22 protein-coding genes are annotated in these 24,259 nt (G+C 63.0%); 14 read left to right on the top strand and 8 right to left on the bottom strand.

What is annotated here, in order from left to right:
* Window positions 1-140 precede the first annotated feature (140 nt).
* Both MF4836_RS04175 and hslO read right to left on the bottom strand, forming a co-directional pair.
* Complete coding sequence (locus tag MF4836_RS04175) at window positions 141-1,682, bottom strand: phosphoenolpyruvate carboxykinase (RefSeq protein ID WP_020299817.1); 1,542 nt, start codon at window positions 1,680-1,682, stop codon at window positions 141-143.
* 179 nt (window positions 1,683-1,861) lie between these two features.
* On the bottom strand, window positions 1,862-2,764 hold the full coding sequence (hslO, locus tag MF4836_RS04170) for an Hsp33 family molecular chaperone HslO (RefSeq protein WP_078469287.1): 903 nt from the start codon (window positions 2,762-2,764) through the stop codon (window positions 1,862-1,864).
* Window positions 2,765-2,866: 102 nt separating this feature from the next.
* Between hslO and MF4836_RS04165 the strand changes: the two genes are divergently transcribed.
* Window positions 2,867-3,667, top strand: coding sequence for a phosphatase PAP2 family protein (locus MF4836_RS04165; RefSeq protein ID WP_078469286.1), 801 nt, complete (start codon window positions 2,867-2,869; stop codon window positions 3,665-3,667).
* A gap of 72 nt (window positions 3,668-3,739) precedes the next feature.
* On the opposite strand, the gene MF4836_RS04160 is transcribed toward MF4836_RS04165, so the two are convergent.
* Window positions 3,740-4,144 carry an RNA-binding S4 domain-containing protein gene (locus tag MF4836_RS04160; protein WP_020299814.1) on the bottom strand — a complete coding sequence of 135 codons (405 nt, stop codon included), beginning with the start codon at window positions 4,142-4,144 and terminating at the stop codon, window positions 3,740-3,742.
* Between the two features lie 115 nt (window positions 4,145-4,259).
* Here MF4836_RS04160 and rimA point away from each other — a divergent pair, with 115 nt between their 5' ends.
* Genes rimA through rimK form a run of 3 tightly spaced genes read left to right on the top strand, consistent with a single transcriptional unit; the run spans window position 4,260 to window position 6,439 of the window.
* The gene (gene rimA / locus MF4836_RS04155) at window positions 4,260-5,039 is read left to right on the top strand and encodes a S6 modification regulatory phosphodiesterase RimA (protein ID WP_078469285.1); all 780 of its coding nucleotides are present in this window, start codon (window positions 4,260-4,262) and stop codon (window positions 5,037-5,039) included.
* 15 nt (window positions 5,040-5,054) lie between these two features.
* Entirely contained in the window at window positions 5,055-5,537 is a 483-nt protein-coding gene (rimB, locus tag MF4836_RS04150) for a retropepsin-like aspartic endopeptidase RimB (RefSeq protein WP_078469284.1), read from the top strand.
* Complete coding sequence (gene rimK / locus MF4836_RS04145) at window positions 5,534-6,439, top strand: 30S ribosomal protein S6--L-glutamate ligase (protein ID WP_007972871.1); 906 nt, start codon at window positions 5,534-5,536, stop codon at window positions 6,437-6,439. The genes rimB and rimK overlap by 4 nt, the downstream gene beginning before the upstream one ends.
* Before the next feature lie 63 nt (window positions 6,440-6,502).
* Here the strand turns inward: rimK and MF4836_RS04140 are convergent, their stop codons facing one another.
* Both MF4836_RS04140 and ompR read right to left on the bottom strand, forming a co-directional pair.
* Entirely contained in the window at window positions 6,503-7,816 is a 1,314-nt protein-coding gene (locus MF4836_RS04140; RefSeq protein WP_078469283.1) for an ATP-binding protein, read from the bottom strand.
* 104 nt (window positions 7,817-7,920) lie between these two features.
* Window positions 7,921-8,661, bottom strand: a complete 741-nt coding sequence (ompR, locus tag MF4836_RS04135; RefSeq protein WP_078469282.1) for an osmolarity response regulator transcription factor OmpR — start codon at window positions 8,659-8,661, stop codon at window positions 7,921-7,923.
* Window positions 8,662-9,020: 359 nt separating this feature from the next.
* Here ompR and MF4836_RS04130 point away from each other — a divergent pair, with 359 nt between their 5' ends.
* The 9 genes from MF4836_RS04130 to MF4836_RS04090 all read left to right on the top strand — a co-directional run bounded on the left by MF4836_RS04130 (window position 9,021) and on the right by MF4836_RS04090 (window position 18,104).
* A complete protein-coding gene (locus MF4836_RS04130; RefSeq protein ID WP_078469281.1) occupies window positions 9,021-11,345 on the top strand; it encodes a Tex family protein in 2,325 nt (774 codons plus the stop codon).
* Window positions 11,345-11,728, top strand: a complete 384-nt coding sequence (locus tag MF4836_RS04125) for a PaaI family thioesterase (protein WP_078469280.1) — start codon at window positions 11,345-11,347, stop codon at window positions 11,726-11,728. Before MF4836_RS04130 ends, MF4836_RS04125 begins: the two co-directional genes overlap by 1 nt.
* A 214-nt stretch (window positions 11,729-11,942) precedes the next feature.
* Window positions 11,943-13,526: a glutamate--cysteine ligase gene (gshA, locus tag MF4836_RS04120; protein WP_078469279.1), complete on the top strand. Its 1,584-nt coding sequence runs from the start codon at window positions 11,943-11,945 to the stop codon at window positions 13,524-13,526.
* A 161-nt stretch (window positions 13,527-13,687) separates the two neighbouring features.
* Window positions 13,688-14,665, top strand: a complete 978-nt coding sequence (tauA, locus tag MF4836_RS04115; protein ID WP_078469278.1) for a taurine ABC transporter substrate-binding protein — start codon at window positions 13,688-13,690, stop codon at window positions 14,663-14,665.
* A 27-nt stretch (window positions 14,666-14,692) separates the two neighbouring features.
* The gene (gene tauB / locus MF4836_RS04110; protein WP_078469277.1) at window positions 14,693-15,487 is read left to right on the top strand and encodes a taurine ABC transporter ATP-binding subunit; all 795 of its coding nucleotides are present in this window, start codon (window positions 14,693-14,695) and stop codon (window positions 15,485-15,487) included.
* The gene (gene tauC, locus MF4836_RS04105; protein ID WP_078469276.1) at window positions 15,484-16,323 is read left to right on the top strand and encodes a taurine ABC transporter permease TauC; all 840 of its coding nucleotides are present in this window, start codon (window positions 15,484-15,486) and stop codon (window positions 16,321-16,323) included. Before tauB ends, tauC begins: the two co-directional genes overlap by 4 nt.
* Window positions 16,324-16,503: 180 nt before the next feature.
* On the top strand, window positions 16,504-17,337 hold the full coding sequence (gene tauD, locus MF4836_RS04100; RefSeq protein ID WP_020299803.1) for a taurine dioxygenase: 834 nt from the start codon (window positions 16,504-16,506) through the stop codon (window positions 17,335-17,337).
* A 96-nt stretch (window positions 17,338-17,433) separates the two neighbouring features.
* A complete protein-coding gene (locus MF4836_RS04095; RefSeq protein ID WP_078469275.1) occupies window positions 17,434-17,679 on the top strand; it encodes a FitA-like ribbon-helix-helix domain-containing protein in 246 nt (81 codons plus the stop codon).
* Complete coding sequence (locus tag MF4836_RS04090) at window positions 17,676-18,104, top strand: type II toxin-antitoxin system VapC family toxin (protein ID WP_078469274.1); 429 nt, start codon at window positions 17,676-17,678, stop codon at window positions 18,102-18,104. Before MF4836_RS04095 ends, MF4836_RS04090 begins: the two co-directional genes overlap by 4 nt.
* Before the next feature lie 57 nt (window positions 18,105-18,161).
* Here MF4836_RS04090 and mgrA read toward each other — a convergent pair whose 3' ends face one another.
* The 3 genes from mgrA to MF4836_RS04075 all read right to left on the bottom strand — a co-directional run bounded on the left by mgrA (window position 18,162) and on the right by MF4836_RS04075 (window position 22,950).
* Window positions 18,162-19,199, bottom strand: coding sequence for an L-glyceraldehyde 3-phosphate reductase (gene mgrA / locus MF4836_RS04085; RefSeq protein WP_078469273.1), 1,038 nt, complete (start codon window positions 19,197-19,199; stop codon window positions 18,162-18,164).
* Between the two features lie 72 nt (window positions 19,200-19,271).
* Window positions 19,272-20,606 (bottom strand): LLM class flavin-dependent oxidoreductase, encoded by a 1,335-nt coding sequence (locus MF4836_RS04080; protein WP_078469272.1) that lies wholly within the window; start codon window positions 20,604-20,606, stop codon window positions 19,272-19,274.
* 85 nt (window positions 20,607-20,691) lie between these two features.
* The gene (locus MF4836_RS04075) at window positions 20,692-22,950 is read right to left on the bottom strand and encodes a TonB-dependent receptor (protein ID WP_078469271.1); all 2,259 of its coding nucleotides are present in this window, start codon (window positions 22,948-22,950) and stop codon (window positions 20,692-20,694) included.
* 207 nt (window positions 22,951-23,157) lie between these two features.
* Here MF4836_RS04075 and MF4836_RS04070 point away from each other — a divergent pair, with 207 nt between their 5' ends.
* Window positions 23,158-24,204 carry a LacI family DNA-binding transcriptional regulator gene (locus MF4836_RS04070; protein ID WP_078469270.1) on the top strand — a complete coding sequence of 349 codons (1,047 nt, stop codon included), beginning with the start codon at window positions 23,158-23,160 and terminating at the stop codon, window positions 24,202-24,204.
* Window positions 24,205-24,259 lie beyond the last annotated feature (55 nt).

The raw sequence follows: 24,259 nt of genomic DNA, 5'->3' as shown, positions 1-24,259 counted from the left end.
CTGTTGCAGGGTTGATCTGCGCCTCGTTTCCAGCGCCGTTCTGCTGGGCGTCGAAGCCTGGCGGCGGCAACTGAACCCAAACCTTGCGCCCACAAAAAAGCCGCCCCGAAGGGCGGCTTCTCAAACCACTGAACCGATGCTTACAGCTTCGGGCCGGCAGCCTTGATCGCGTCGCTTACGTCGAACTTCTTGAAGTTCTCGGTGAACAGGCCGGCCAGGGCTTTGGCAGCCTCGTCGTAGGCGGCTTTGTCAGCCCAGGTGTTGCGTGGGTTGAGCAGGCCGGTTTCGACGCCTGGAACGGCCAGTGGCACGTCCAGGTTGATGGTGTCCAGGTGCTCGGTCTCGGCACCGATCAGCGCGCCGCTCTGGATCGCGGCGATCACGCCACGGGTGGTCGGGATGTTGAAGCGTTGGCCGACGCCGTAGCCACCGCCGGTCCAGCCGGTGTTGACCAGGTAGACCTTGGAGCCGAAGCCACGGATGCGCTTGATCAAAAGCTCAGCGTATTCGCCAGCCGGACGCGGGAAGAACGGTGCGCCGAAGCAGGTGGAGAAGGTCGACTTGATGCCGGTGCCCGAACCCATTTCAGTCGAGCCCACCAGAGCGGTGTAGCCGGACAGGAAGTGGTAGGCAGCTTGCTCTTCGCTGAGGATCGACACGGGTGGCAGCACGCCGGTCAGGTCGCAGGTCAGGAAGATCACCGCGTTTGGCTCACCACCTAGGTTTTTCTCGGAACGCTTGGCAACGTGCTCCAGCGGATAGGCCGCGCGGCTGTTCTGGGTCAGGCTGACATCGGCGTAGTCGGCGTGCTTGGCGTCATCGATAACGACGTTTTCCAGGACTGCGCCGTGCTTGATGGCTTTCCAGATGACCGGCTCGTTCTTCTCGGACAAGTCGATGCACTTGGCATAGCAACCACCTTCGATGTTGAACACCACGCCCTCGCCCCAACCGTGTTCGTCGTCACCGATCAGGTAACGGCTTTCGTCGGCGGACAGAGTGGTTTTGCCGGTGCCGGACAGACCGAAGAACAGGGTCACGTCGCCCGCTTCACCGATGTTGGCAGCGCAGTGCATTGGCAGCACGTCGGCGGCCGGCAGCAGGAAGTTCTGCACCGAGAACATGGCTTTCTTCATTTCACCGGCGTAGCGCATGCCGGCAATCAGCACTTTTTTCTGAGCGAAGTTGAGGATCACGCAACCATCGGAGTTGGTGCCGTCACGCTCTGGAACGCATTCGAAGTTGGCAACGTTGAGCACCTGCCACTCGTCACGGCCAGCCGGGTTGTACTGCGCCGGGTTGATGAACAGGCAACGACCGAACAGGTTCTGCCAGGCAGTCTGGGTGGTCATTTTCACGGCCAGGTAGTGATCGGCAGACGCCCCTACATGAACATGGGAAACAAAATGTTCCTGCGCGTTGTTGAATGCCTCGACGCGGTTCCACAGGGCATCGAACTTGTCGGCCGGGAACTTGCGGTTGATCGGGCCCCAGGCAATGGCAGCCGAGGTGGACGGTTCTTCAACGATGAAACGATCGACTGGCGAGCGGCCGGTGCGGTGACCGGTGCGAACCACCAGCGCGCCGGTATCGGCAAGCTCGCCTTCACCGCGACTCAGGGCTTCTTTGACCAGATCATCGACACTCAGATCGGTGTACACGGCGTTATTGGCTTGCGTCATGAGGTTCCCCGTCGGCCAGTGGCCGAGTGCTCCAAACGTTTTGTAGTAGAAAGTCGTGCACTACTACCGCGAAAAAAGTGGGCCGGATTATGCCAGAAAAGCCCAAAAAGAGTAGGGCCCTCCCGTCAGAACGGCGTTATTCCGGCACTTGCCAGGTGATTTACCTGCGCTGAATCGTTTTAGTGACGAGTATCTGACGGCGTGTCGACACCCGCTCCGGCAAACAATTGAGCGATATCGGTGGCATCGAACAGGTAGCGTTCATTGCAGAACTGGCAATCGATCTCGATGCGGCCACCATGCTCGATGACCAGTTGCTTGGCATCTTCCAGACCCAGACTGACCAGTGCATTGCCCGAACGTTCGCGCGAGCAGCTGCAGCGAAAGCGCAGCGACTGCACGTCGAACAGGCGCACGGCCTCTTCGTGATACAGGCGATGCAGCACGGTTTCGTTATCCAGGCTGAGCAACTCGTCGGCGGTCAGGGTGCTGGCCAGGGCGGTGATGTGCTGCCAGCTGGCGTCGCGTTCTTCCTGGTCACGCAGGCGGTCGGCGGGCAATTGCTGCAGCAGCAGGCCGCGGGCGCGGCGGCCGTCGGCGTACAGCCAGAAACGGGTGCCAACCTGCTGCGACATCACGAAATAGTTGGTGAAGCATTCCGACAGGGTCGCACCGTCCAGGTCGACGATGCCCTGGTAGCGCTGGCCCTGGGTCGGGTCGACCGTCAGCGCCAGGACGCCGTTGGGCATCAGGTCGGCCAGGGTGGCGTCAGGGGCGATCTGCGCCGCGTCATAGCGAGCCAGGCCACGGATTTCACGGTCGCTGGAGCACTCGATCATCAGCAGCGGAACCGGGCCCTCGGAGCGTGCCTGCAGGATCAGCAAACCGTCGAACTTCAAGGTGCCGACCAGCAGCGCGGCGGCGGCCATCAGCTCGCCAAGCAACTGTGCAACAGGCTCGGGATAGGCGTGTTTGGCAAGGACTTCGGCATAGCTGAGTTCCAGGCCCACGAGCTCGCCGCGGGTGTCGCTGTCATCGAAGATGAAGCGTTGGGTGAAGTCGGTATCCGGCAAATCAGTCATAGGTCTGGGTATCTGAAGTGATGACAAAATGTGTACAAGCATCGAAAATCAGTTTTTTCGCACCTTTATGGTGCGCGTATTTTCGCTTGCTGGAGGCATTTTATGAACAATCCGGGTCTGTTCCAAGCAAGGTGGAACCTCGGCAGATTGGCTGTGTGTAATTTACTCCCTTTGGCCCTGCTGGGTTTCTGGTTGTGGCCGACCGGGCAAATGCTCTGTGTGATGTTCGACGAATGGCTGTTTCATCTGCTCAATTCCCCCTTGGCGACGCACTCGACCTGGCTGCATATCTGGGCGGTGGCCAGCCTGCGTCCGTTCGATGCGGTGGTCGGGGTGATTCTGCTGAGCCTGTTGATTCGCGGTGACTGGGTGTTCAAGGCCAGCGACGTGCGCCGGGCGTTCTTCGGGTTTGTCTCGATCCTGGTGCTGATGCTGGTGATTCGCGTGCTGTTTTCAAAGTTCGCCGCCTTCATGGGCTGGCAACATCAAAGCCCGTCGATGGTGATCGACGGCGCGGTGCATATGAGCGAGTACTTCCCCGGGCTGGAAAGAACCTGGGAACTCAAGGACCGTTCCAGCCAGAGCTTCCCGGGCGATCATGCCTCGGTGCTGTTGATCTGGGCGATGTTCATGGGGTTGTTCAGCCGCAGCCTGGGGCAGTTCGTGGTGGTCTGGGGCCTGGCCCTGCTGTTCATGATGCCGCGCCTGGTAGCGGGCGCCCATTGGGGGCAGGACGATTACATCGGCGGCGTGCTGCTGGCGATCTGGGCCCTGGGCTGGGGCTACTACACGCCATATGCGGCCAAGGCCTCGGACCTGCTGCTGCGCCTGACCGCGCCGCTGTTCAACCTGCTGGAGCGGATGCCGCTTCTGTCGCGGCTGAGCGTGGTACGGCTGCGCTGAGGCTGTAACGGCGTCAGGCGGGTGGAGTGGCGAGGGAGCAAGCTCCCTCGCCCTGTTGCGAACGCTGGACAATCATTCGTGGCTGCTGCCGTGAAACTTGAACAGGTCGCGGCGCTGCTTTTTGCTCGGCTTGCCGTCGGTGCTGACGCCCAGGGCGCCAGCCTTGCGCAGGGCGGCCGCGCCTTCGCGCTTGGCGATGCTGGCTTCGGTTTCCGCGTACAGGGCCTGCGCCTCGGGCGCGCCACGGCGCACGATGGATAACGCCAGAACCACCACGGTGCGCTCGTCGAAACCGGCGCGGATCTGAAATTCATCGCCGATTCGCGGCTCCTTACCGGGCTTGCAACGCTCCCCCCGGTGATGCACCTTGCCGCTCTCGATCGCCGCCTTGGCCAGAGCGCGAGTCTTGAAGAACCGCGCCGCCCACAGCCATTTATCGAGACGGACCTTGTCGTCCTCTTCCTGCTTTTGAGCCACTGGAATTCCCCTCTCTGAAAGATGTCGCAACTGTACTACTTGATCGCAGGGGCGCATAAACCCCGTGTCTCACCTAAAATACCCCAGGTTTGCACCTGAACAGCGAGGAGTCCTTGTGACTGATTTCCCCACATCATTGACCTCGCCCAAGACCCGCTGCGAAGGTTGCCAACAAAGCCAGCCGCTGGACTTTGACTTTGCCTTCGCCTATCAACCCATCGTCGATCTGCGCGACCGCTCGATTTTCGCCCACGAAGCCCTGGTACGCGGGGTCCATGGAGAAGGCGCGCTGACGGTGCTGAACCAGGTCAACGACAGCAATCGCTATCGATTCGACCAGCGCTGCCGCACCCAGGCAATTGCCGGCGCGGCACAACTGGGGATGCAGAGTCACCTGTCGATCAACTTCATGCCCAACGCGGTGTACCGTCCCGAGTTGTGTATTCGCAGCACCCTGGAGGCCGCCCGCCAGCATAACTTCCCGCTGGATCGGCTGATTTTCGAGACCCTGGAAAGTGAGCACGTAGATAACTATCGCCATTTGACCAATATTCTGCGTGAATACCGCGAATTCGGCTTCAAGACCGCCATCGACGACTTCGGCTCCGGCTATTCAGGGCTGAACCTGCTGGCCGATTTCCAACCTGACCTGATCAAACTCGACATGGCGTTGATTCGCGATGTCGACCGTGATCGCGTCCGGCAGGCCATCGTTCGAGGGATTGTCACAATCTGTGCGGAATTGAGCATTACAGTCATCGCCGAAGGCATTGAAAGTGCCGGTGAACGGGACTTTCTCGCCGACTGCGGAATTTTTCTGATGCAGGGCTACTGGTTCGCCAAGCCTGCATTCAAAGCATTGGCCGAGGTTCCTCCCGAGGCCTGGAAAGCGTAATCGCTGGTTACCATTTTGAAGACATTTGACCATTTGACCGTCGTGGGTTTGCGCGAGTGGGTGGCGCTTCCCGATTTGGGAGTGGCCGGCCTGCGCGCCAAGATCGACACCGGCGCCAGCACCTCCAGCCTGCATGCCACCGAGATCGAGCCATTCGAGCGCGACGGTGAGCGCTGGATACGCTTCACCGCGCACCTGGGCAGCGTGGTGCAGCTGCGACATCGACGCTGTGAAGCGCCGCTGGTGGCGATGAAGACCATCAAGAGTTCCAACGGCCAGGCCCAGGTGCGTTATGTGATCAGCACCACCCTGGCCTTGGGCGATCGGGTCTGGCGGGTCGAGTTCACCCTCGCCTGCCGCAAGTCCATGCGTTACCGCTTGTTGCTGGGATCCAAAGCCCTGATCGACGGCCAGTTGGTGGTCAATCCAGGGATCAAATACGTTCAAGACAAGCCGGTGTTCCCGGTGTCCACTACCTCTGCCACAGGTGTTGCATGAAGATCGCTGTGCTGTCGCGTAACCCGCGTCTGTATTCCACTCGTCGTCTGGTCGAAGCCGGCACCGAGCGTGGCCATGAAATGGTGGTGGTCGATACCCTGCGCGCCTACATGAATATCGCCAGCCACAAGCCGCAGATCCACTACCGCGGCAAGCCACTGGAAGGCTTCGATGCGGTGATCCCGCGGATTGGCGCCTCGGTGACGTTCTATGGCTGCGCGGTGCTACGCCAGTTCGAAATGATGGGGGTGTTTCCCCTCAACGAGTCGGTGGCGATCGCCCGCTCGCGGGACAAACTGCGCTCGCTGCAATTGCTGTCGCGCCGGGGCATCGGCTTGCCGGTGACCGGCTTTGCTCACTCACCGGACGACATCCCCGACCTGATCGAAATGGTCAACGGCGCGCCACTGGTGATCAAGGTGCTGGAAGGCACCCAGGGCATCGGCGTGGTCCTGTGCGAAACCGCCACTGCGGCAGAATCGGTGATCGAGGCCTTTATGGGTCTGAAGCAGAACATCATGGTCCAGGAGTACATCAAGGAAGCCGGCGGTGCCGATATTCGCTGCTTCGTGGTCGGCGACAAGGTGATTGCCGCCATGAAGCGCCAGGCCAAGCCCGGCGAATTCCGCTCCAACCTGCACCGTGGCGGCAGCGCCAGCCTGATCAAGATCACCCCCGAGGAACGCATGACCGCCCTGCGCGCAGCCAAGGTCATGGGGCTGGCGGTGGCCGGCGTGGACATCCTGCGCTCGAACCACGGGCCACTGGTGATGGAAGTCAATTCCTCGCCAGGCCTGGAAGGCATCGAGACCACCACCGGCAAGAACGTGGCGGGGATCATCATCGAGCACCTGGAAAAGAACGGCGGGCCGAACATGACCCGCACCAAAGGCAAGGGATAGGAGCAGCTACACGCTTCAAGCTGTAAGCGGCAAGGAAAGAACGGCTTGCCGCTTACAGCGGATTCAATCGGCGTCGCGGGGGAGCAGCAGGCCTAGTGGGAGGCGTACTCGTGCTTCCAGGCCGCCACCGGCGCGGTTGCGCAGCTCGACATTGCCGCCGTGCATCGAGGCGATGCGCTTGACGATCGCCAGCCCGAGGCCGGTGCCCTTGCCGCCACGGGCGCGGTCGCCGCGGGTGAACGGGTTGAAGATCGCCTCCAGCTCCGAAGGGTCGATCCCGGCCCCACGGTCCATCACGCTCAGCACCACGTACGGCGCGTTGGTGTCGCCGGACACATAGGCCGCCACTTCCACTTCAGTGCCGGCGTGATTCAGCGCGTTACCAATCAGGTTATTGAGCAGGCGCTTCATCGACACCCGACGCAGCGGGAACGGCTGGATCGGCTCCAGGCGCAGATGCACCCGCTCTTCGTTCTGGTTATAGGGCGCTGCCACTTCCCGCACCAGGTCACTCAGGTCGACCTCTTCCACCGACTCGTCACGCCCGTCGCGGATAAACGCCAGGAACTGATCGAGAATCGCGTCCATGTCCTCGATGTCGCGCACCATGTCGTCGCTCAGGTCGCTGTGGTTGCCCATCAGCTCCAGCGACAGGCGCAAGCGCGTCAGCGGTGTGCGCAGGTCATGGGAGACCCCGGCCAGCATCAGCTCGCGCTCGCGCCCGGCCTGCTCCACATCCTCGGCCATCTGATTGAAGGCACGGTAGACCTCGGTCATCTCGCTCGGGGTATCGCTGATCGGCAGGCGCACGCTGCGCCCCTGCCCCAGCTGCCGGGCGGCATACACCAGGCGCTTGAGCGGCTGGTTGAGCTGGCTGACGAAAATCCAGGCCGACGCAGTGGATAACAGGCCGATGGCAAGGAACCAGCCCAGCACGCTCCAGATCTTCTGCCCGCGCAACGGGTGCGGGTACAGCGGTACTTTCAGCCAGCCATATCCCAGACTCGGTGCCCGGACCCAGAGGGCGGGGGGTGCATGCATGCGCAACCGCACTTCGGTGTCGGCGCCCAGCTCGGCCTGCATCTGCCGCTGGTAGATCTCGCTGTAGGGCCAGTGCTGTTCGCCGGCCGGCACGCCGCTGCCGACCACCTTGATCAACCCGGCGGCTTCGGCGATCTGGTCGCGGTTGGACTCATCGGCGGCCCAGTAGGCACGCAGGGTCAGGGCCACGCCGTGGCTGTACTGGCGGTCCACCAGCACGTCCTCGTTCATCAGCAGATAAACCAGGGTCAGGGCCTTGGAGAACAGCACCACGATCAGCACCAGCCACAGGGTGCGGGAGAAGAAACTTTGCGGGAACCACAGCGGGGTTTTCATAACAGCCCATACACACTTTGCAGGAGCGAGTCGCACTCGCAGCGTTGCGGAATGCGAACGCCCGGGCGTTGATGGCCCGGGCGTTCGCTCCTACAAATCACCGATCACTTGGTCGCGGTGCCATCCGGCACGAACACATAACCCACGCCCCAGACGGTCTGGATATAACGCGGCTTGGAAGGATCAGGCTCGATCATCCGGCGCAGGCGGGATATCTGCACGTCGATGGAGCGCTCCAGGGCGTCCCATTCACGGCCACGGGCCAGGTTCATCAGCTTGTCGCGGGTCAGCGGTTGGCGGGCGTTCATCACCAGCGCCTTGAGTACCGCGAACTCACCGGTGGTGAGCATGTGTACTTCATCGCCGCGCTTGAGTTCGCGGGTCGCCAGGGACAATTCGTAGTCACCGAAGGTCACGCTTTCGTCTTCGCTGCCCGGAGCCCCTGGCACCGGCGCCGACTGGCGACGCAGCACGGCCTTGACCCGCGCCATCAGCTCGTCCGGGTTGAAGGGCTTGGCCAGGTAATCGTCGGCACCCAGTTCCAGGCCCTTGATGCGGCTCAGCTCGTCGCCCTTGGCGGTGAGCATGATGATCGGGATCTGGTTGTTGGCGTTGCGCAGGCGGCGGCAAGCGGTCAGGCCGTCTTCGCCAGGCAGCATCAGGTCAAGGACCACCAGGTTGAAGACCTCGCGGCCCAGCAGGCGGTCCATTTGTTCGGTGTTCGGGACTGCGCGGGCACGGTAGCCCTTGCTGACGAAGAAACGCTCCAGCAGGCTGCTCAGCCCGGGGTCGTCGTCAACAATAAGAATTTTTTCGCCTTCAGCAGTTTGTGCAGTGCTGCTCATTGGATGCTCCTCTAATCTCGGTGCGCATTATGGCGTAGCTGCCGTTATACGCACCGTGTGCATTGTTAGCAGATTTTTCCTCGGTCGCCAGCAAACCCGCCGTCGGCCGGCGCCGCGCAATACCCCGGAACAGCAGAACGCTGGTTATAATGCGCCGCCTTTTGTGTCGGGCATTATCTGATCGTTATGCCAATGGCCGCTTTTTTATTTTTCATGGCCGGCAGTAATTTTTCGATTTCGCGGGTCAACAGGCTGCCTGTTGACCCAGGTGGCGGCGCTGGTCAGGCCGCTCAACCAGGCTCGCCGGGCCCCTCAATCCGCGCCTGCGAGCCTGCTTTCACAATTTGTCAGGTGGTTTTATGGACAGCATCAACAGCCGCATCGCCGAGGAACTCGGCGTACGCCCACAACAGGTCGAAGCGGCCGTCGCTCTATTGGATGAAGGCTCCACCGTGCCCTTCATCTCCCGCTACCGGAAAGAAATCACCGGCAGCCTCGATGACACCCAGCTGCGTCATCTGGAAGAGCGCCTGCGCTACCTGCGAGAACTCGACGAACGGCGGATCAGCATCCTGGCCAGCATCGAAGAGCAAGGCAAACTGACCCCGGAACTTGCTCGCGACATCAAGCTCGCCGACACCAAGACCCGCCTCGAAGACCTTTACCTGCCGTATAAGCAGAAGCGCCGCACCAAGGGCCAGATCGCCCTGGAAGCCGGCCTCGGCGAGCTGGCGGACGGCCTGTTCAACGATCCGAGCCTGGCCCCGGAAACCGAAGCCGCACGCTTTGTCGACGCCGAAAAAGGCGTGGCTGACGTCAAGGCCGCCCTCGAAGGCGCCAAATACATCCTCATGGAACGCTTCGCCGAAGACGCGGGCCTGTTGGACAAACTGCGCAACTACCTCAAGCAGGAAGCCACCCTCAGTGCCCGCGTGATCGCCGGCAAGGAAGAGGAAGGCGCCAAGTTCCGCGACTACTTCGAACACGACGAACCCCTGAAAAGCATGCCGTCGCACCGCGCCCTGGCGATTTTCCGTGGCCGCAACGAAGGCATCCTCAGTTCCGCGCTGAAAGTCGGCGACGAACTGCCGGGCACCATGCACCCGTGCGAAGGCATGATCGGCCAGCAATTCGGCATCCAGAACCAGAATCGCCCGGCCGACAAATGGCTCGGCGAAGTGGTGCGCTGGACCTGGAAGGTCAAGCTCTACACCCACCTCGAAACCGACCTCCTGGGCGAGCTGCGCGATGGCGCGGAAACCGAGGCGATCAACGTGTTCGCCCACAACCTGCACGACCTGCTGCTGTCCGCCCCGGCCGGCCCGCGCGCCACCCTGGGCCTGGACCCGGGCCTGCGTACCGGCTGCAAGGTAGCGGTGGTGGATGCCACCGGCAAGCTGCTGGACCACGCCACGGTCTACCCCCACGTGCCGCACAACAAGTGGGACCAGACCATCGCCGTGCTGGCCGCCCTGTGCGCCAAGCATTCGGTGGACCTGATCGCCATCGGCAACGGCACTGCCAGCCGTGAAACCGACAAGCTGGCTGCCGAACTGATCAAAAAATACCCAGCCATGAAGATGACCAAGGTCATGGTGTCCGAAGCCGGCGCCTCGGTGTACTCGGCCTCGGAACTGGCCGCCCGCGAGTTCCCGGACCTGGACGTGACCATCCGTGGCGCGGTGTCGATTGCCCGTCGCCTGCAGGATCCACTGGCCGAACTGGTGAAGATCGATCCGAAATCCATCGGCGTCGGCCAGTACCAGCACGATGTGTCGCAGCTGAAACTGGCACGCGGCCTGGACGCCGTGGTCGAGGACTGCGTGAACGCCGTGGGCGTCGACGTCAACACCGCGTCCGTGGCCCTGCTGGCGCGGATCTCGGGCCTCAACGCGACCCTGGCGCAGAACATCGTCAGCCACCGCGACGAGAACGGCGCATTCAAGACCCGCGCCGCGCTGAAGAAAGTCGCACGCCTGGGCGAAAAAACCTTCGAACAGGCCGCCGGCTTCCTGCGCGTGATGAACGGCGACAACCCGCTGGACGCCTCGGCGGTGCACCCTGAGGCCTATCCACTGGTGCAACGGATCGCTGCCGAGACCGACCGCGATATTCGCTCGCTGATCGGCGACAGCGGCTTCCTCAAGCGCCTGGACCCGAAGAAGTTCACCGACGAGACCTTCGGTTTGCCAACCGTCACCGACATCCTCCAGGAACTGGACAAGCCGGGCCGCGACCCGCGCCCCGAGTTCAAGACCGCCGAGTTCCAGGAAGGCGTCGAAGACCTCAAGGACCTGCAACTGGGGATGATCCTCGAAGGCGTGGTGACCAACGTCACCAATTTCGGTGCCTTCGTCGACATCGGCGTCCACCAGGACGGCCTGGTGCACATCTCCGCGCTGTCCGAGAAGTTCATCAAGGACCCGCGTGAAGCGGTCAAGGCTGGCGATGTGGTCAAGGTCAAGGTCATGGAAGTCGACATCCCGCGCAAACGCGTGGGCCTGTCGATGCGCATGAGCGACACCCCGGGCGAGAAAATCGACGGTGCCCGTGGCTCACGCCCGGGCTCGGCACCGCGCCAGTCGCAAAACAGCGCGCCGCGCAAGGAAACCGCCACGGCAGCCCCGGCCAACAACGCCATGGCGTCTCTGTTCGCCAATGCCAAACAGTTGAAGAAACGCTGATGGAAATCCCCGCCGGCCTGACCGAAAGCGCCTTCTTCCAACTGCTGGGCTGTCGCTTGCAGCGCCTGGAAATCGGAGAGGCCGACGTTGCCCTGGCGCTGACGCCAGAACTGCGCAATCGAGGGCAGAAACTGCACGGCGGGGCGATTTTCAGCCTGGTGGACATCGCCATGGGCCTGGCTTGCTCCAGCACCCACGGCTTCGACCAGCAGAGCGCGACCATCGAGTGCAAGATCAACTACATCCGTGCGGTGGCCGAGGGCGAGGTGCTGTGCCGCGCCCGGGTCATCCATCCCGGCCGCCGGACCCTGGTGGTCGAGGCGGATGTGGTGCAAGGCGACAAACTGGTCGCAAAAGCACAAGGCACCTTCGCGGTCCTATAGCTGCCCGCCATCAAATTGGGTTAATTTCGGCGCTGCGAAAGCGGCGTCGGAATTTTTTGCCGGCGCCAGAGCCAGATTCAAGGATGGAGTGTTGGCGTTTCCAGATGAGCCCATGGGCTTACGAACAAGGCGAAAACGCCAGTTTTAACTTCACCCTTGTAGACCGTCCTGCCCACCCCCATATTGGGGCGACTGACGCGTGAAGGAATCCAACTTGAGCGAACTTCTCAACCGCCGCCTGGCTCTGCTCGGCGAGCGCGCTAACCTATCCCTGCTCGAGCAGTGCCTGCACGGCATCGAACGTGAATGCCTGCGTGTGACCGGCGAAGGCCGCCTGGCACAGACTCCGCACCCGGAGGAACTGGGTTCCGCGCTGACCAACGAACAGATCACCACCGACTATTCCGAGTCGCTGCTGGAGTTCATCACTCCCGCGCTGCCTGATCCGGCAGACACCCTCAGCAGCCTCGACAAGATTCACCGCTTCGCCTACAGCAAGCTCGGCAACGAGTACCTGTGGAGTCCATCGATGCCGTGCCCGTTGCCGGCCGAGGAAGATATTCCGATCGCCTACTACGGCACCTCCAACATCGGCCAGCTCAAGTACGTGTATCGCAAGGGCCTGGCCCTGCGCTACGGCAAGACCATGCAATGCATTGCCGGGATCCACTACAACTTCTCGCTGCCGGAAAAGCTCTGGCCGCTGCTCAAGGAAGCCGAAGGTTTTGTCGGTACCGATCGCGACTACCAGTCCACTGCCTATATCGCGCTGATCCGCAACTTCCGCCGCTACAGCTGGCTGCTGATGTACCTGTTCGGCGCCTCGCCGGCGCTGGACGCGGGCTTCCTGCGCGGGCGCTCGCACCAGCTCGAACAGCTGGACCCGGACACCCTGTACCTGCCCTACGCCACCAGCCTGCGCATGAGCGACCTGGGTTACCAGAGCAATGCCCAGGCCGGCCTGACGCCCTGCTACAACGATCTGGCCAGCTACACCGACAGCCTGCGCGAGGCCGTGGCCACGCCTTACGCACCCTATGTGGCAGTCGGCACCCACAAGGATGGCGAGTGGGTACAGCTCAATACCAACATCCTGCAGATCGAAAACGAGTACTACTCCAACATCCGCCCCAAGCGCGTGACCTACACCGGCGAGCGGCCGATCCAGGCGCTGATGGCCCGTGGCATCCAGTACGTTGAAGTGCGCTGCCTGGATATCAACCCGTTCCTGCCCATGGGCATCGACCTGCAGGAAGCCCGCTTCCTCGACGCCTTCCTCCTGTACTGCGCCCTGAGCGACAGCCCGCTGTTCGAGAACAACGAGTGCGGCAATGCCACCTCGAACTTCCTCAGCGTGGTCAAGGAAGGCCGGCGCCCGGGCCTGCAATTGCAGCGCAAGGGCCAGGCCGTGGACATGAAGGAATGGGCAGCCCAGTTGCTGGAGCAGATCGCGCCACTGGCCGCCCTGCTCGACCAGAGCCATGGCGGCGACGCCCACAGCAAGGCCCTGGATGCGCAACTGGCCAAGGTCAAGGATTCGTCCCTGACCCCATCGGCCCAAGTGCTGGCGGCCATGCAGGAACGCAAGGAGAGCTTTACCCAGTTCTCCCTGCGCCAGAGCCAGGCCCACGCCGAGTTCTTCCGCAGCCCGGGGCTGGGCAAGGAAGAACAGGCCGCGTTCGAAGAAGCGGCGCGCAAATCCCTGGCGCAACAGGCTGAGCTGGAGCAGAACGAAGTCGGTGATTTCGATGTGTTCGTGGGTTCCTACCAGGCCAGCATCCTGGCTATCAGCAACTGAAACCGTGGCGAGGGAGCTTGCTCCCTCGCCACAACAGCCTCCGGGCCAGGTCCGCGTACTTCCCCTCATAAGCTAATGCAAATAAGTTATTTATTTCTGCATTCTTAGATCATTTAGTCTCCTCCCACGCCGATCACCGGCCGCCTATGAGGAGCACCTCCATGAAACTGCATTTCCCCCTTCGCCTCCTGGCGGCCGCTTCCCTGGCGGCTGCGAGTCTGTTCGCCCAGGCGGCCGACGTTACCGTTGCCTACCAGACCACCGTCGACCCGGCCAAAGTCGCCCAGGCCGACGGCGCTTATGAGAAAGCCACCCAAGCCAAGATCGACTGGCGCAAATTCGATAACGGCGCCGACATCATTGCCGCCATCGCCTCCGGCGACGTGCAGATCGGCTACCTCGGTTCCAGCCCCCTGACCGCGGCAATCACCCGCAAGGTGCCGGTACAGACCTTCCTGATCGCCACCCAGATCGGCGCGGCCGAAGCCCTGGTGGCTCGCGAAGGTTCGGGGATCAAAGGCCCGCAGGACCTGATCGGCAAGAAAATCGCCGTGCCCTTCGTCTCCACCGGGCACTACAGCCTGCTGGCAGCGCTCAAGCACTGGAACATCGACCCTTCGAAAGTACAGATTCTCAACCTGGCCCCCCCGGCGATCATCGCGGCCTGGAAACGCGGCGACATCGACGCGACTTATGTCTGGGATCCGGCACTGGGCGTGGCCAAGGAAAACGGCAAGGTGCTGATCACCTCTGGCGAACTGGCCAAATTCGGCGCTCCGACCTTCGATGCCTGGATCGTGCGTAAGGATTTTGCCGAGAAGCACCCGGAAATCGTCACGGCTTTCGCCAAAGTCACCCTGGATGCCTACGCCGATTACCGTAAAGATCCACAAGCCTGGCTGGCCAATCAGAGCAATGTCGACAAGCTGGTGAAACTCTCCGGCGCCAAGGCCAGCGACATTCCGCTGCTGCTGCAAGGCAACGTCTACCCACTGGCCGCCGATCAGGTCATCAGCCTGGGCGCACCGACCACCAAGGCCATCACCGACACCGCGGTGTTCCTCAAGGAGCAAGGCAAGGTTGAAGCCGTGCTGCCGGATTACGCGCCCTTTGTCAGCGCCAAGTTCATCACTAACTGAAACCCGTCGGGAGAGGAGATAGCCGTCATGGCCTTGCTACAACTGGAGCGCATCAGCGCACAGTACCCCGGCGCGGCCGAGCCGGTGCTGGCGGATATTTCCCTGAGCCTTGGGCCACAGCAACTGCTGGTCGCCCTGGGCCCCTCGGGCAGCGGCAAGACCTCGCTGCTGAACCTGATTGCCGGGTTCGTCGAGCCCAGTGCCGGGCGCATCACCCTCGATGGCGTGCCCATCAAGGGGCCGAGCGCCGAGCGCGGCGTGGTGTTCCAGGACGATGCCCTGCTGCCCTGGCAGGACGTGCTGGCCAACGTCGGCTTCGGCCTGGAGCTGGCCGGCATCGCCCGCGACAAGCGCGAAACCCGCGCCCGGGAAATGCTTGCCCTGGTGGACCTGGCCGGGTTTGACACGCGGCGTATCTGGCAGCTTTCCGGCGGCCAGAAACAACGCGTCGGCCTGGCCCGCGCCCTGGCGGCCGACCCACGGGTACTGCTGATGGACGAACCCTTCGGCGCCCTCGATGCCTTTACCCGCGAACAGATGCAGGAGCTGCTGCTGCAAGTCTGGCAGCGCACCGCCAAGCCCACATTCCTGATTACCCATGACATCGAAGAGGCGGTATTTCTCGCCACCGATCTGATTCTGCTGGCGCCCAATCCGGGGCAGATCGTCGAGCGCCTGAGCCTGGACTTCGGCCAGCGCTACGCGGCCGGTGAATCGGCGCGGGCCATCAAGTCTGATCCGCGTTTTATCGAAACCCGCGAACACGTGCTGTCCAGAGTGTTTTCCCAACGCGGCGCCGCCGAGCGCCAGGAGCGCGCATGAGCAGCTACCAGATTCCCGCCACCGCGACCGCCCCTGCCCAGCCCACCGCGGTGATCCCCGTGCGCCGCAACCTGAGTACGCGCTGGATCAGCCTGCTGACCCTGGTCACCCTGCTCGCCCTGTGGTGGGCAGTGACCGCCAGCGGCTGGATCGAGCCCCTGTTCCTGCCGCCGCCTGCTGCCGTGCTGCAAAAAGGCTGGCTGCTGGCAACCAGCGGCTATATGGATTCCACCCTGTGGCAGCACCTGGCGGCGAGCCTGCAACGCATCGGCCTGGCCCTGGGCTTTGCCGTGCTGACGGCGATTCCGGTGGGCATCGCCATCGGCGCCAACCGCATCGCCCGTGGCGTGCTCGACCCGCTGATCGAGTTCTACCGGCCGATTCCACCCCTGGCCTACCTGCCGCTGATCGTGATCTGGTGCGGCATTGGCGAGTTGTCCAAGGTGCTGCTGATCTATCTGGCGATCTTCGCCCCGATTGCCATCGCCACCGCCACCGGCGTGCGCACCGTGGATCCGGCCAAACTGCGCGCGGCGCAGTCCCTGGGTGCGACCCGGGCACAGCTGATTCGCCATGTGATTTTGCCCAGCGCCCTGCCGGATATCCTCACCGGGGTGCGGATTGGCCTGGGTGTGGGCTGGTCGACCCTGGTCGCCGCCGAATTGATCGCCGCCACCAGCGGCCTGGGATTCATGGTGCAGTCCGCAGCGCAGTTCCTGGTCACCGACGTGGTGGTGCTGGGGATCCTGGTTATCGCCCTGATCGCCTTCAGCATGGAAATGGGCCTGCGCGCCCTGCAACGCAAACTCGTGCCCTGGCACGGCCAGTCCCACTGAACCCCTGTAGCCGCTGCCACAGGCTGCGCTGCCCCCCAAGAACACCGTGAGTGTGTCAGGTGTACACAGGGCGTTCTCCAGGGCCAGCGCAGCCTATCGACAGCGATTACGGGTCCGTAGACCGGCAATGACACGCTATCTGACCACGCCACTCCTTCGGCGCCGACTTCGAGAATGACCATGAGCCTGACCATCACCCCCTTAAGCTCCGCCCTCGGCGCCCAGATCAGTGGCGTCGATCTCAGCCAGCCGCTGAATGTGGAACAGCGCGATGCCATCGAGCAGGCGCTGCTCAAGCACCAGGTGCTGTTCTTGCGCGACCAGCCGATCACCCCGCAGCAGCAGGCGCGGTTCGCAGCGAATTTTGGCGATCTGCACATTCACCCGATCTACCCCAATGTGCCGGAGCAACCCGAGGTGCTGATCCTCGACACCGCCGAAACCGACGTGCGCGACAACGCCATCTGGCACACCGACGTCACCTTCCTGCCGACCCCGGCCCTGGGCGCCGTGCTCAGCGCCAAGCTGCTGCCGGAGTTTGGCGGCGACACCCTGTGGGCCAGCGGCATCGCTGCCTATGAGGCCCTGTCGGCACCGCTCAAAGGGCTGCTGCAGGGCCTGACCGCGACCCACGACTTCACCAAGTCCTTTCCCCTGGAGCGCTTCGGCAATACCCCCGAAGACCTGGCGCGCTGGGAACAGACCCGGCGCAACAACCCGCCCCTGTCCCATCCGGTGATCCGCACCCACCCGGTCAGCGGGCGCAAGTCGCTGTTCGTCAACGAAGGCTTCACCACCCGGATCAACGAGCTGTCGGAGACCGAAAGCGAAGCCATTCTGAAACTGCTGTTCGCCCACGCCACCCGCCCGGAATTCACCATCCGCTGGCGCTGGCAGAAAAACGACGTGGCGTTCTGGGACAACCGCGTGACCCAGCACTACGCCGTCGACGACTACCGCCCACAACGCCGGGTGATGCAGCGCGCGACCATTGTCGGGGATGTGCCGTTCTAGGACGGCCACCACCGCCGGTACGACCAACGGCCCGTCCTCTGCGAAAAAAACGATTATGCTCGCAATGATTTCATTGATTGCATTCGGAGCACGCCCATGGCCAGCCTCACCATCCGCAACCTGGACGATCAGATCAAAGAGCGCCTGCGCATCGAGGCCGCACATAACGGCCATTCCATGGAGGAAGAGGCGCGGTTGATTTTGCGCAGGGCGCTGACAAAACCCTCGAACGATCAAGACCTGGCCAGCCGGATCCGCTCGCGCTTTGCGGGTCTTGGCGGGGTCGAGCTTGATCTGCCTGAACGCAAGGAGCCGGGACGGTTGGTGGATCTTGGCCAATGATCCTGCTCGATACCAACGTGCTCTCGGAGCTGATGCGACCCAAGCCCGAACCGACGGTTGTCCTGTGGATAAGCACGCAACGCACCGATGACCTGTGCATAAGTTCGATCACCATGGCCGAGATTCTCCACGGCGTGGCGCACCTGCCCAAGGGCCAGCGTCAACGGGACCTCCACGAGTCGGCCATGATCATGTTCGAAGAGGATTTTGGCGAACGGATACTGCCCTTCGATACCCCCGCAGCCTTGTACTACGCCCACCTGATGACCACCCGAGGTCAAGCCGGACGCCCCATGAGCATGGCCGACGCGCAGATCGCAGCGATCTGCCGCACCCACGACGCCGCCCTGGCCACACGCAATATCAGGGATTTCGAAGAGTCGGGCGTGGACCTGATCAATCCCTGGCGGCCGCTGGAGATTTAGCCTCCCGCCGCAGCACTGAACGCCGACCCGCCGGGCCGGCGCCAGCCCCATCGAGGACTATTCGGCGGTCGACGGTTTTTCCCAGAGGTTGATCCCGCCTTCCAGGGCAAAGCGATCAATTTCCGCCAGTTCTTCAGCGCTGAAGTTCAGGTTCTGCAACGCCCCGACGTTTTCGATGATCTGCTCCGGGCGGCTCGCGCCGATCAGCGCCGAGGTCACCCGCGGGTCGCGCAGGGTCCAGGCCAGGGCCAGTTGCGCCAGGCTTTGGCCACGGCGCTTGGCAATTTCATTCAAGGCGCGGACGTGGGTGATATTGGCCTCTGACAGATGAGCCGCCTGCAACGAGCCACCCCCCGGGCGGTTGACCCGTGCATCTTCGGGGATGCCGTTGAGGTACTTGTCGGTCAACAGCCCCTGGGCCAGCGGGGTGAACGCAATCACGCCTGCACCCAGTTCCTCGGTGGTGTCCAGCAGGTCTTTTTCCACCCAGCGGTTGAGCAGGTTGTAGGCCGGCTGGTGGATCAGCAGCGGCACTTTCCACTCCTTGAGCAGGGCCGCGATCTCGCGGGTCTTGACCCCGGAATACGAGGAGATGCCGATGTACAGGGCCTTGCCCTGCTGCACCGCCGTGGCCAGGGCGCTGGCGGTTTCTTCCAGCGGGGTGTCCGGGTCGAAGCGGTGTGAATAGAAGATATCCACGTAGTCCAGCCCGAGGCGCTGCAGGCTCTGGTCGAGGCTGGCCAGCACGTATTTGCGCGAACCGCCGCCCTGGCCGTAAGGGCCCGGCCACATGTCCCAGCCGGCCTTGCTGGAAATGATCAGCTCGTCGCGATACTGCTTGAAGTCTTCACGCAGCAGGCGGCCGAAGTTGATTTCGGCGCTGCCGTAGGGCGGGCCGTAGTTGTTGGCCAGATCGAAATGGTTGATGCCAAGGTCAAAGGCTGTGCGCAGCAGCGCGCGCTGGGTGTCGATCGGCGTGCTGTCGCCGAAGTTGTGCCACAGGCCCAGGGACAGTGCCGGCAGCACCAGCCCGCTGCGGCCGACGCGGCGGTAAGGAATGGAGTCGTAGCGGTTTTCGGCAGCCAGGTAAGTCATCGAATCCTCTCTCGTTTGGGTGTTGCTGAAACTTGGATTTACCGGGGTCGCCGCCTTGCGGCGACCCCGGCGTCATTGAGGCTGAAACTGATTGTTTGGCCGCGCCAGCCCCAGGTTCTCCCGCAGCGTGCGGCCTTCGTATTCTGTTCTGAACAGGCCACGGCGTTGCAGTTCCGGGACCACGCCCTCGGCAAAGTCCTGCAACCCTCCCGGCAGGTGCGGCACCAGCACGTTGAAGCCATCGGCGGCGCCCTCTTCGAACCAGGCTTGCAGCTCGTCGGCAATCTGCGACGGGGTGCCGATCAGGCTGTAATGACCCCGGCCGCCGGCGATTTTTCGCCCCAGTTCGGCCAGGGTCAGGTTGTCCTTCCCAGCCAGATCGGTGAGCAGTTTCTGCCGGCTCTGCTGGCCGCTTTCGGTCAACGGCAACTCAGGCAACGGGCCATCCAGCGGGTAATGCGACAGGTCGAAGTTACCCAGCATCCGCCCGAGCAAAGCCACGCCCACCTCAGGCTCGACCAGTGCCTGGAACGACTCGAACTTGTCCCGGGCCTCGCTCTCGCTTTGCCCTACCACCACAAACACTCCCGGCATGATCTTCAGTGATTCAGGGCTGCGCCCGTACTGCGCCAGGCGCCCCTTGAGGTCGGCATAGAACGCCTGGGCACTGGCCAGGGAGCTTTGCGCGGTGAACACCACTTCGGCGGTCTGCGCCGCCAGCTCGCGGCCGATGGGCGACGAGCCGGCCTGGACAATCACCGGGTAGCCCTGGGGCGGGCGCGCCACGTTCAGCGGCCCCTGGACCCGAAAGTGCTCGCCCCGGTGGTTCAGCACATGCAGCTTGGCCGGGTCGTAGTACTGGCCGCTGGCCTTGTCGCGGACAAAGGCATCATCCTGCCAACTGTCCCATAGCCCGGTGACCACCTGATGAAACTCCCGGGCCCGGCTGTAGCGCTCAGCGTGACCGATGTGCTGGTCGCGGCCGAAGTTCTGCGCTTCGGCGGCATTATCGGAAGTCACCAGGTTCCAACCGGCCCGGCCACCCGACAAATGATCCAATGATGCGTACTTACGTGCTACGTGGTACGGATCGTTATAACTGGTCGAAGCCGTGGCAATAAGCCCTATATGCTGGGTCACAGCGCTCAAGGCAGAGAGCAGGGTCAGGGGCTCGAAGTGGTCTGAACGCGCCATACGACTGGCGATGGCGCCTGTTGGCGCGGCGATGCTATCGGCCACGAACAGCGCGTCAAACAACGCGCTCTCGGCAATCTGCGCCAGCTGCTTGTACGCGGCAAAGTCCAGTCCGGCGTCTGCCGGTACGTACGGGTGGCGCCAGGCAGCCACGTGATGGCCTGTAGCCATCAAAAACGCACCCAGCTTGAGTTGGCGAGCAGGTTGGGTCATGCAGCACTCCTTGATTCACGCATAACGGGGCGCAGCAGCCAGGGCCCGAGAGCAGGACGCACTCCCGAGCCAAGCCGGCCGCTCCTTAGAAATCCTTGCGCAGCTGTACACCGAAGTAACGCTCGTCATCCCGTGGTACAGCGCGGTAAATGTAGCTGCCGCCGCTGGCCAGCAAGGGCGAATAGGACTTGTCGGCCAGGTTCTTACCCAAGAGGGCCACGCGCCAGCCGTTGCTGTAGTCGGCCAGGGCCACGCTGGCGTTCCAGATGCCGTAGGCGCCCTGTTTGGTGTCGACGTTCTGGCTGATGTCGTACTGCACCTCGCTTTGCCAGCTGTAGTCGGTGCCCAATTCGATATCCAGGCCGTTATCCAGCGGGATGGTGTAATCGGCACGCACGTAGCTTTTCCAGTCCGGGCTGAAGGGCAGCGGCTTGCCATTGACGTTGCACGAGGCCGCCGCACCCGCGGGGCAGGCGAACTCATCGATGCGCGCCCGGGTGTAGGCCAGGGCCCCGGACAGCTTCAGTTGCTGGGTGGCCTGCAACGCGTAGTCCAGCTCGACCCCCTCAGTGCTGACGCTGCCGGCGTTGATCAGGCGCGTCACGACTTGCCCGGCCACGGTGTCGAAGAAGTTGGCCTGATAGTTGTCGTAGGCGCTGTGGAACACCGCAAGGTTGGTGGTCAGGCGGTTGTTCCAGCTGGTGGCCTTGATCCCGACCTCCCAGGTATTGGAGGTTTCCGGCTTCAGCGCATCGGTGTCACGCGGCTGCATATTGAAGAACACGTTGTAGGCCGGGCCCTTGTAGCCACGGGAATAGGTCAGGTAAGTGGTCACCGTGTCGCTCAGGTCGTATTGCAGACCCAGGCGCCCGGACCAGCCGTCTTCATCCACCGAGCCGGAGCTGCTGGTGGCCGGCTGGATGCCGCTGACCTGCACCGCCGAGGTGGAACTGCGGCGGTGCTCGTATTCCAGCTGGTCATGGGTCCAGCGCAGGCCGGCGATGCCCCGCAGGCTGGAGGTGAAGTTCAGGGTGGTCTCGCCGAACGCCGAGTAGCTGTCGCTGCGGGTGCTGTAGTCGGCAATGCCGCGGTTGACGCTGGTGGTCGTGGTCAGGGTGCGCTGGTAGGTTTCTTCATCCTTGACATGCATGTAGAACACGCCGCCGACGTACTCCAGGAACTGCCCCTTGGGTGAAGCCAGGCGCAGCTCTTGCGAGTACTGGTTGAAGTCCAGGTCGCCCTTGTCGGCGGTGCCGGGGAAGGCTGCGGTGACGGTGCCCAAGCGGTCGCCATCCTGGTACTGGGTGTTGTTCCAACCGCGCCAGGCGGTGATTGAGGTCAGGGTGTAATCGCCCAGGTTCCAGTCGAGCTGGGCCGACAGGCCCTTGTTGATGTCTTCAACATGGCTGCGAGTGTCGGTGTTGATATCGCGGTTGTCACTGCTGGCCCGCACCGGGTTCAGGGCACCGGCAAAAGCCGGCGTCAGCGCCTTGCTCACCACGCCATTGGGCGCGTCGTCATGGGACTGCATGTAGTCGGCGGCCAGGGTCAGCTTGAGGTCGTCACTGGGGGTGAATTCCAGCTTGCCGCGCACGCCTTTGCGATTGTAGCCGTTGACCTCCTGACCGTTGTGCTGGTTGTCGACGTTACCGTCGTAGCTGCCAAACAAGGTGGTCAGCGAGCCCTTGAGCGTATCGGGAATCAGGCTGCCGCCGATGCCGAAGCGGGTGCGGCTTTCATTGCCGCTGTAATAGGCCTGGTCGATATAGCCGTGGGTATCGGCGGTGGGCGCCTTGGTCACGATGTTCAGCACCCCGGCCGACGCGTTCTTGCCGAACAGGGTGCCTTGGGGCCCGCGCAGGACTTCGATGCGCTCCAGGTCCAGCAGGTCGAGGGTGGCCTGGCCCGGACGGGCGTAGACCACGCCGTCGATCACAGTGGCCACGGTCGGCTCGACGCCCGGCGACGTGGAAATGGTGCCCACGCCACGAATGAACAGCGAGGTGTCCTTGTTCGAGGCGCCAGTGCGGAAGTTCAGCGACGGCACCTGCTGCACGATGCTCGCCACGCCATTGCGGTTGTCCCGCTCGAGCTGTTCGCCATCCACCACCGAGACTGCAACCGGCACTTTTTGCAGCGACTCTTCGCGGCGGGTGGCGGTGACGGTCACCGACTTCAGGGTCGGCTCCTGCTCTGCGACAGCGGTCGCGGGGTCAGCGGCATATGCCCCCGGCAGCGGCAGTGCGGCCAGCCCTGCCAGCAACCAGCCCAGGTGCGGCCGGCGCGGTGTGGCGGCGCGAATCGATTGCGCCAGTTTTTGCTGATCCCCAAGAATGTTATGCATGGTCTGCCTGCTGGAAAAATGCCCTGAACCGCTGCCGATCTACGCCGGCAGCGCCTGAATATCTGTCTTGGGCATTCGCTCGAGCGAGTAGCAGACACGACGCCTTGTTAGCGCTAACATCGGCAGTATCTGCAAGACGGTCATAGACCGTCCAATACTGAAAAATTACTTTTATATGCTTTTTGGTTTGAATAAAGGATCACGCCCTTGACCACCGAGAACACTCCAGGCCGCAAACGCCGCGGCGCCGGACGGGTGACCCTGAACACCGTGGCCAGGCAGGCCGAGGTCTCGGCCATCACCGTATCGCGCTACTTCAACCAGCCCGAGAGCGTGTCCGCCGAGCTTCGCGAACGCATCGCCCAGGTGGTGGCGGAACTGGGCTATGTGCCCAATCTGGTGGCCGGCGGCCTGGCCTCGGCGCGGGGCAGGATCGTGGCCATGGTGATCCCGAACATCTCCGGGCCAATCTTTGCCAGCACCATCCAGGGCTTCAGCGACACCCTCAGCCGCCATGGCTATCAACTGCTGCTGGCCTCCAGTTATTTCGACGTGGCCCAGGAAGAAAGCGCCGTGCGGGCCTTTCTCGGCTGGTCACCGGCGGCGCTGGTGCTGACCAGCCACTTTCATAGCCCGGGCACGGAGAAGATGCTCGCCGAGGCCGATATCCCGCTGATCGAAACCTGGGATTACCAGCCGGATCGGGCGCCGGTGCAGATCGGATTTTCCCATCATCAGGTCGGGGTCAGCGCGGCGAACTACCTGCACGGAAAAGGCTATCGACGCGTCGCTTTCGTGCTCAACAGCGCGCCCGGCGACCTCAGCGCCCTGGAGCGCAGCGAGGGTTACGCCGCCACACTGCGCGGGTTAGGGCTGGAACCCTGGATCTTTACCCCGGACGCCGACCGCGCGCCGTTCGAGGCCGGCAAACAGGCGATGCACGCGCTGATGCAGGCCAGCCCGCGACCTGACGCAATCATTTTCGCCAACGACAACCTGGCCGCCGGCGGCTCGCTGGCTGCGCAACGGGCCGGCCTGCAGATCCCCGCCGATTGCGCGGTACTGGGCTTTGGCGACTACCCTTTCGCCGAGATGCTGCTGCCCAGCCTGAGCACCATCAAGCCACCCGCCCTGGAGATCGGCGTACTCGCCGCCACCCGCGTCCTGCAGAGCCTGGGCGTGTTGCCGGTGGCAGACGAAGTACAACGCCTGAACCTGTTGCAGTGCCAAGTGATCGAGCGCGAAAGCACCTGACTTCTGCTGGGCTGTGGGTGCTGCCGCAGGCTCGGGGGGCGTTCGGATGCCGGTT

Source organism: Pseudomonas sp. MF4836 (assembly GCF_002018875.1).
Classification (GTDB): domain Bacteria; phylum Pseudomonadota; class Gammaproteobacteria; order Pseudomonadales; family Pseudomonadaceae; genus Aquipseudomonas.
Note: the sequence above shows the minus strand (reverse complement) of the source record. Positions and strands in the feature narration are given on the sequence as shown.

What these genes read in the sequence shown, in the direction of transcription:
- mgrA (WP_078469273.1), bottom strand. Translation starts at nt 19,199, where the DNA reads ATGACTTACCTGGCTGCCGAAAACCGCTACGACTCCATTCCTTACCGC.
- MF4836_RS04140 (WP_078469283.1), bottom strand. Translation starts at nt 7,816, where the DNA reads ATGAAAACCCCGCTGTGGTTCCCGCAAAGTTTCTTCTCCCGCACCCTG.
- MF4836_RS04165 (WP_078469286.1), top strand. Translation starts at nt 2,867, where the DNA reads ATGAACAATCCGGGTCTGTTCCAAGCAAGGTGGAACCTCGGCAGATTG.
- MF4836_RS04130 (WP_078469281.1), top strand. Translation starts at nt 9,021, where the DNA reads ATGGACAGCATCAACAGCCGCATCGCCGAGGAACTCGGCGTACGCCCA.
- hslO (WP_078469287.1), bottom strand. Translation starts at nt 2,764, where the DNA reads ATGACTGATTTGCCGGATACCGACTTCACCCAACGCTTCATCTTCGAT.
- ompR (WP_078469282.1), bottom strand. Translation starts at nt 8,661, where the DNA reads ATGAGCAGCACTGCACAAACTGCTGAAGGCGAAAAAATTCTTATTGTT.
- tauC (WP_078469276.1), top strand. Translation starts at nt 15,484, where the DNA reads ATGAGCAGCTACCAGATTCCCGCCACCGCGACCGCCCCTGCCCAGCCC.
- MF4836_RS04175 (WP_020299817.1), bottom strand. Translation starts at nt 1,682, where the DNA reads ATGACGCAAGCCAATAACGCCGTGTACACCGATCTGAGTGTCGATGAT.
- tauA (WP_078469278.1), top strand. Translation starts at nt 13,688, where the DNA reads ATGAAACTGCATTTCCCCCTTCGCCTCCTGGCGGCCGCTTCCCTGGCG.
- MF4836_RS04075 (WP_078469271.1), bottom strand. Translation starts at nt 22,950, where the DNA reads ATGCATAACATTCTTGGGGATCAGCAAAAACTGGCGCAATCGATTCGC.
- MF4836_RS04090 (WP_078469274.1), top strand. Translation starts at nt 17,676, where the DNA reads ATGATCCTGCTCGATACCAACGTGCTCTCGGAGCTGATGCGACCCAAG.
- MF4836_RS04125 (WP_078469280.1), top strand. Translation starts at nt 11,345, where the DNA reads ATGGAAATCCCCGCCGGCCTGACCGAAAGCGCCTTCTTCCAACTGCTG.
- tauD (WP_020299803.1), top strand. Translation starts at nt 16,504, where the DNA reads ATGAGCCTGACCATCACCCCCTTAAGCTCCGCCCTCGGCGCCCAGATC.
- tauB (WP_078469277.1), top strand. Translation starts at nt 14,693, where the DNA reads ATGGCCTTGCTACAACTGGAGCGCATCAGCGCACAGTACCCCGGCGCG.
- MF4836_RS04095 (WP_078469275.1), top strand. Translation starts at nt 17,434, where the DNA reads ATGGCCAGCCTCACCATCCGCAACCTGGACGATCAGATCAAAGAGCGC.
- MF4836_RS04080 (WP_078469272.1), bottom strand. Translation starts at nt 20,606, where the DNA reads ATGACCCAACCTGCTCGCCAACTCAAGCTGGGTGCGTTTTTGATGGCT.
- rimK (WP_007972871.1), top strand. Translation starts at nt 5,534, where the DNA reads ATGAAGATCGCTGTGCTGTCGCGTAACCCGCGTCTGTATTCCACTCGT.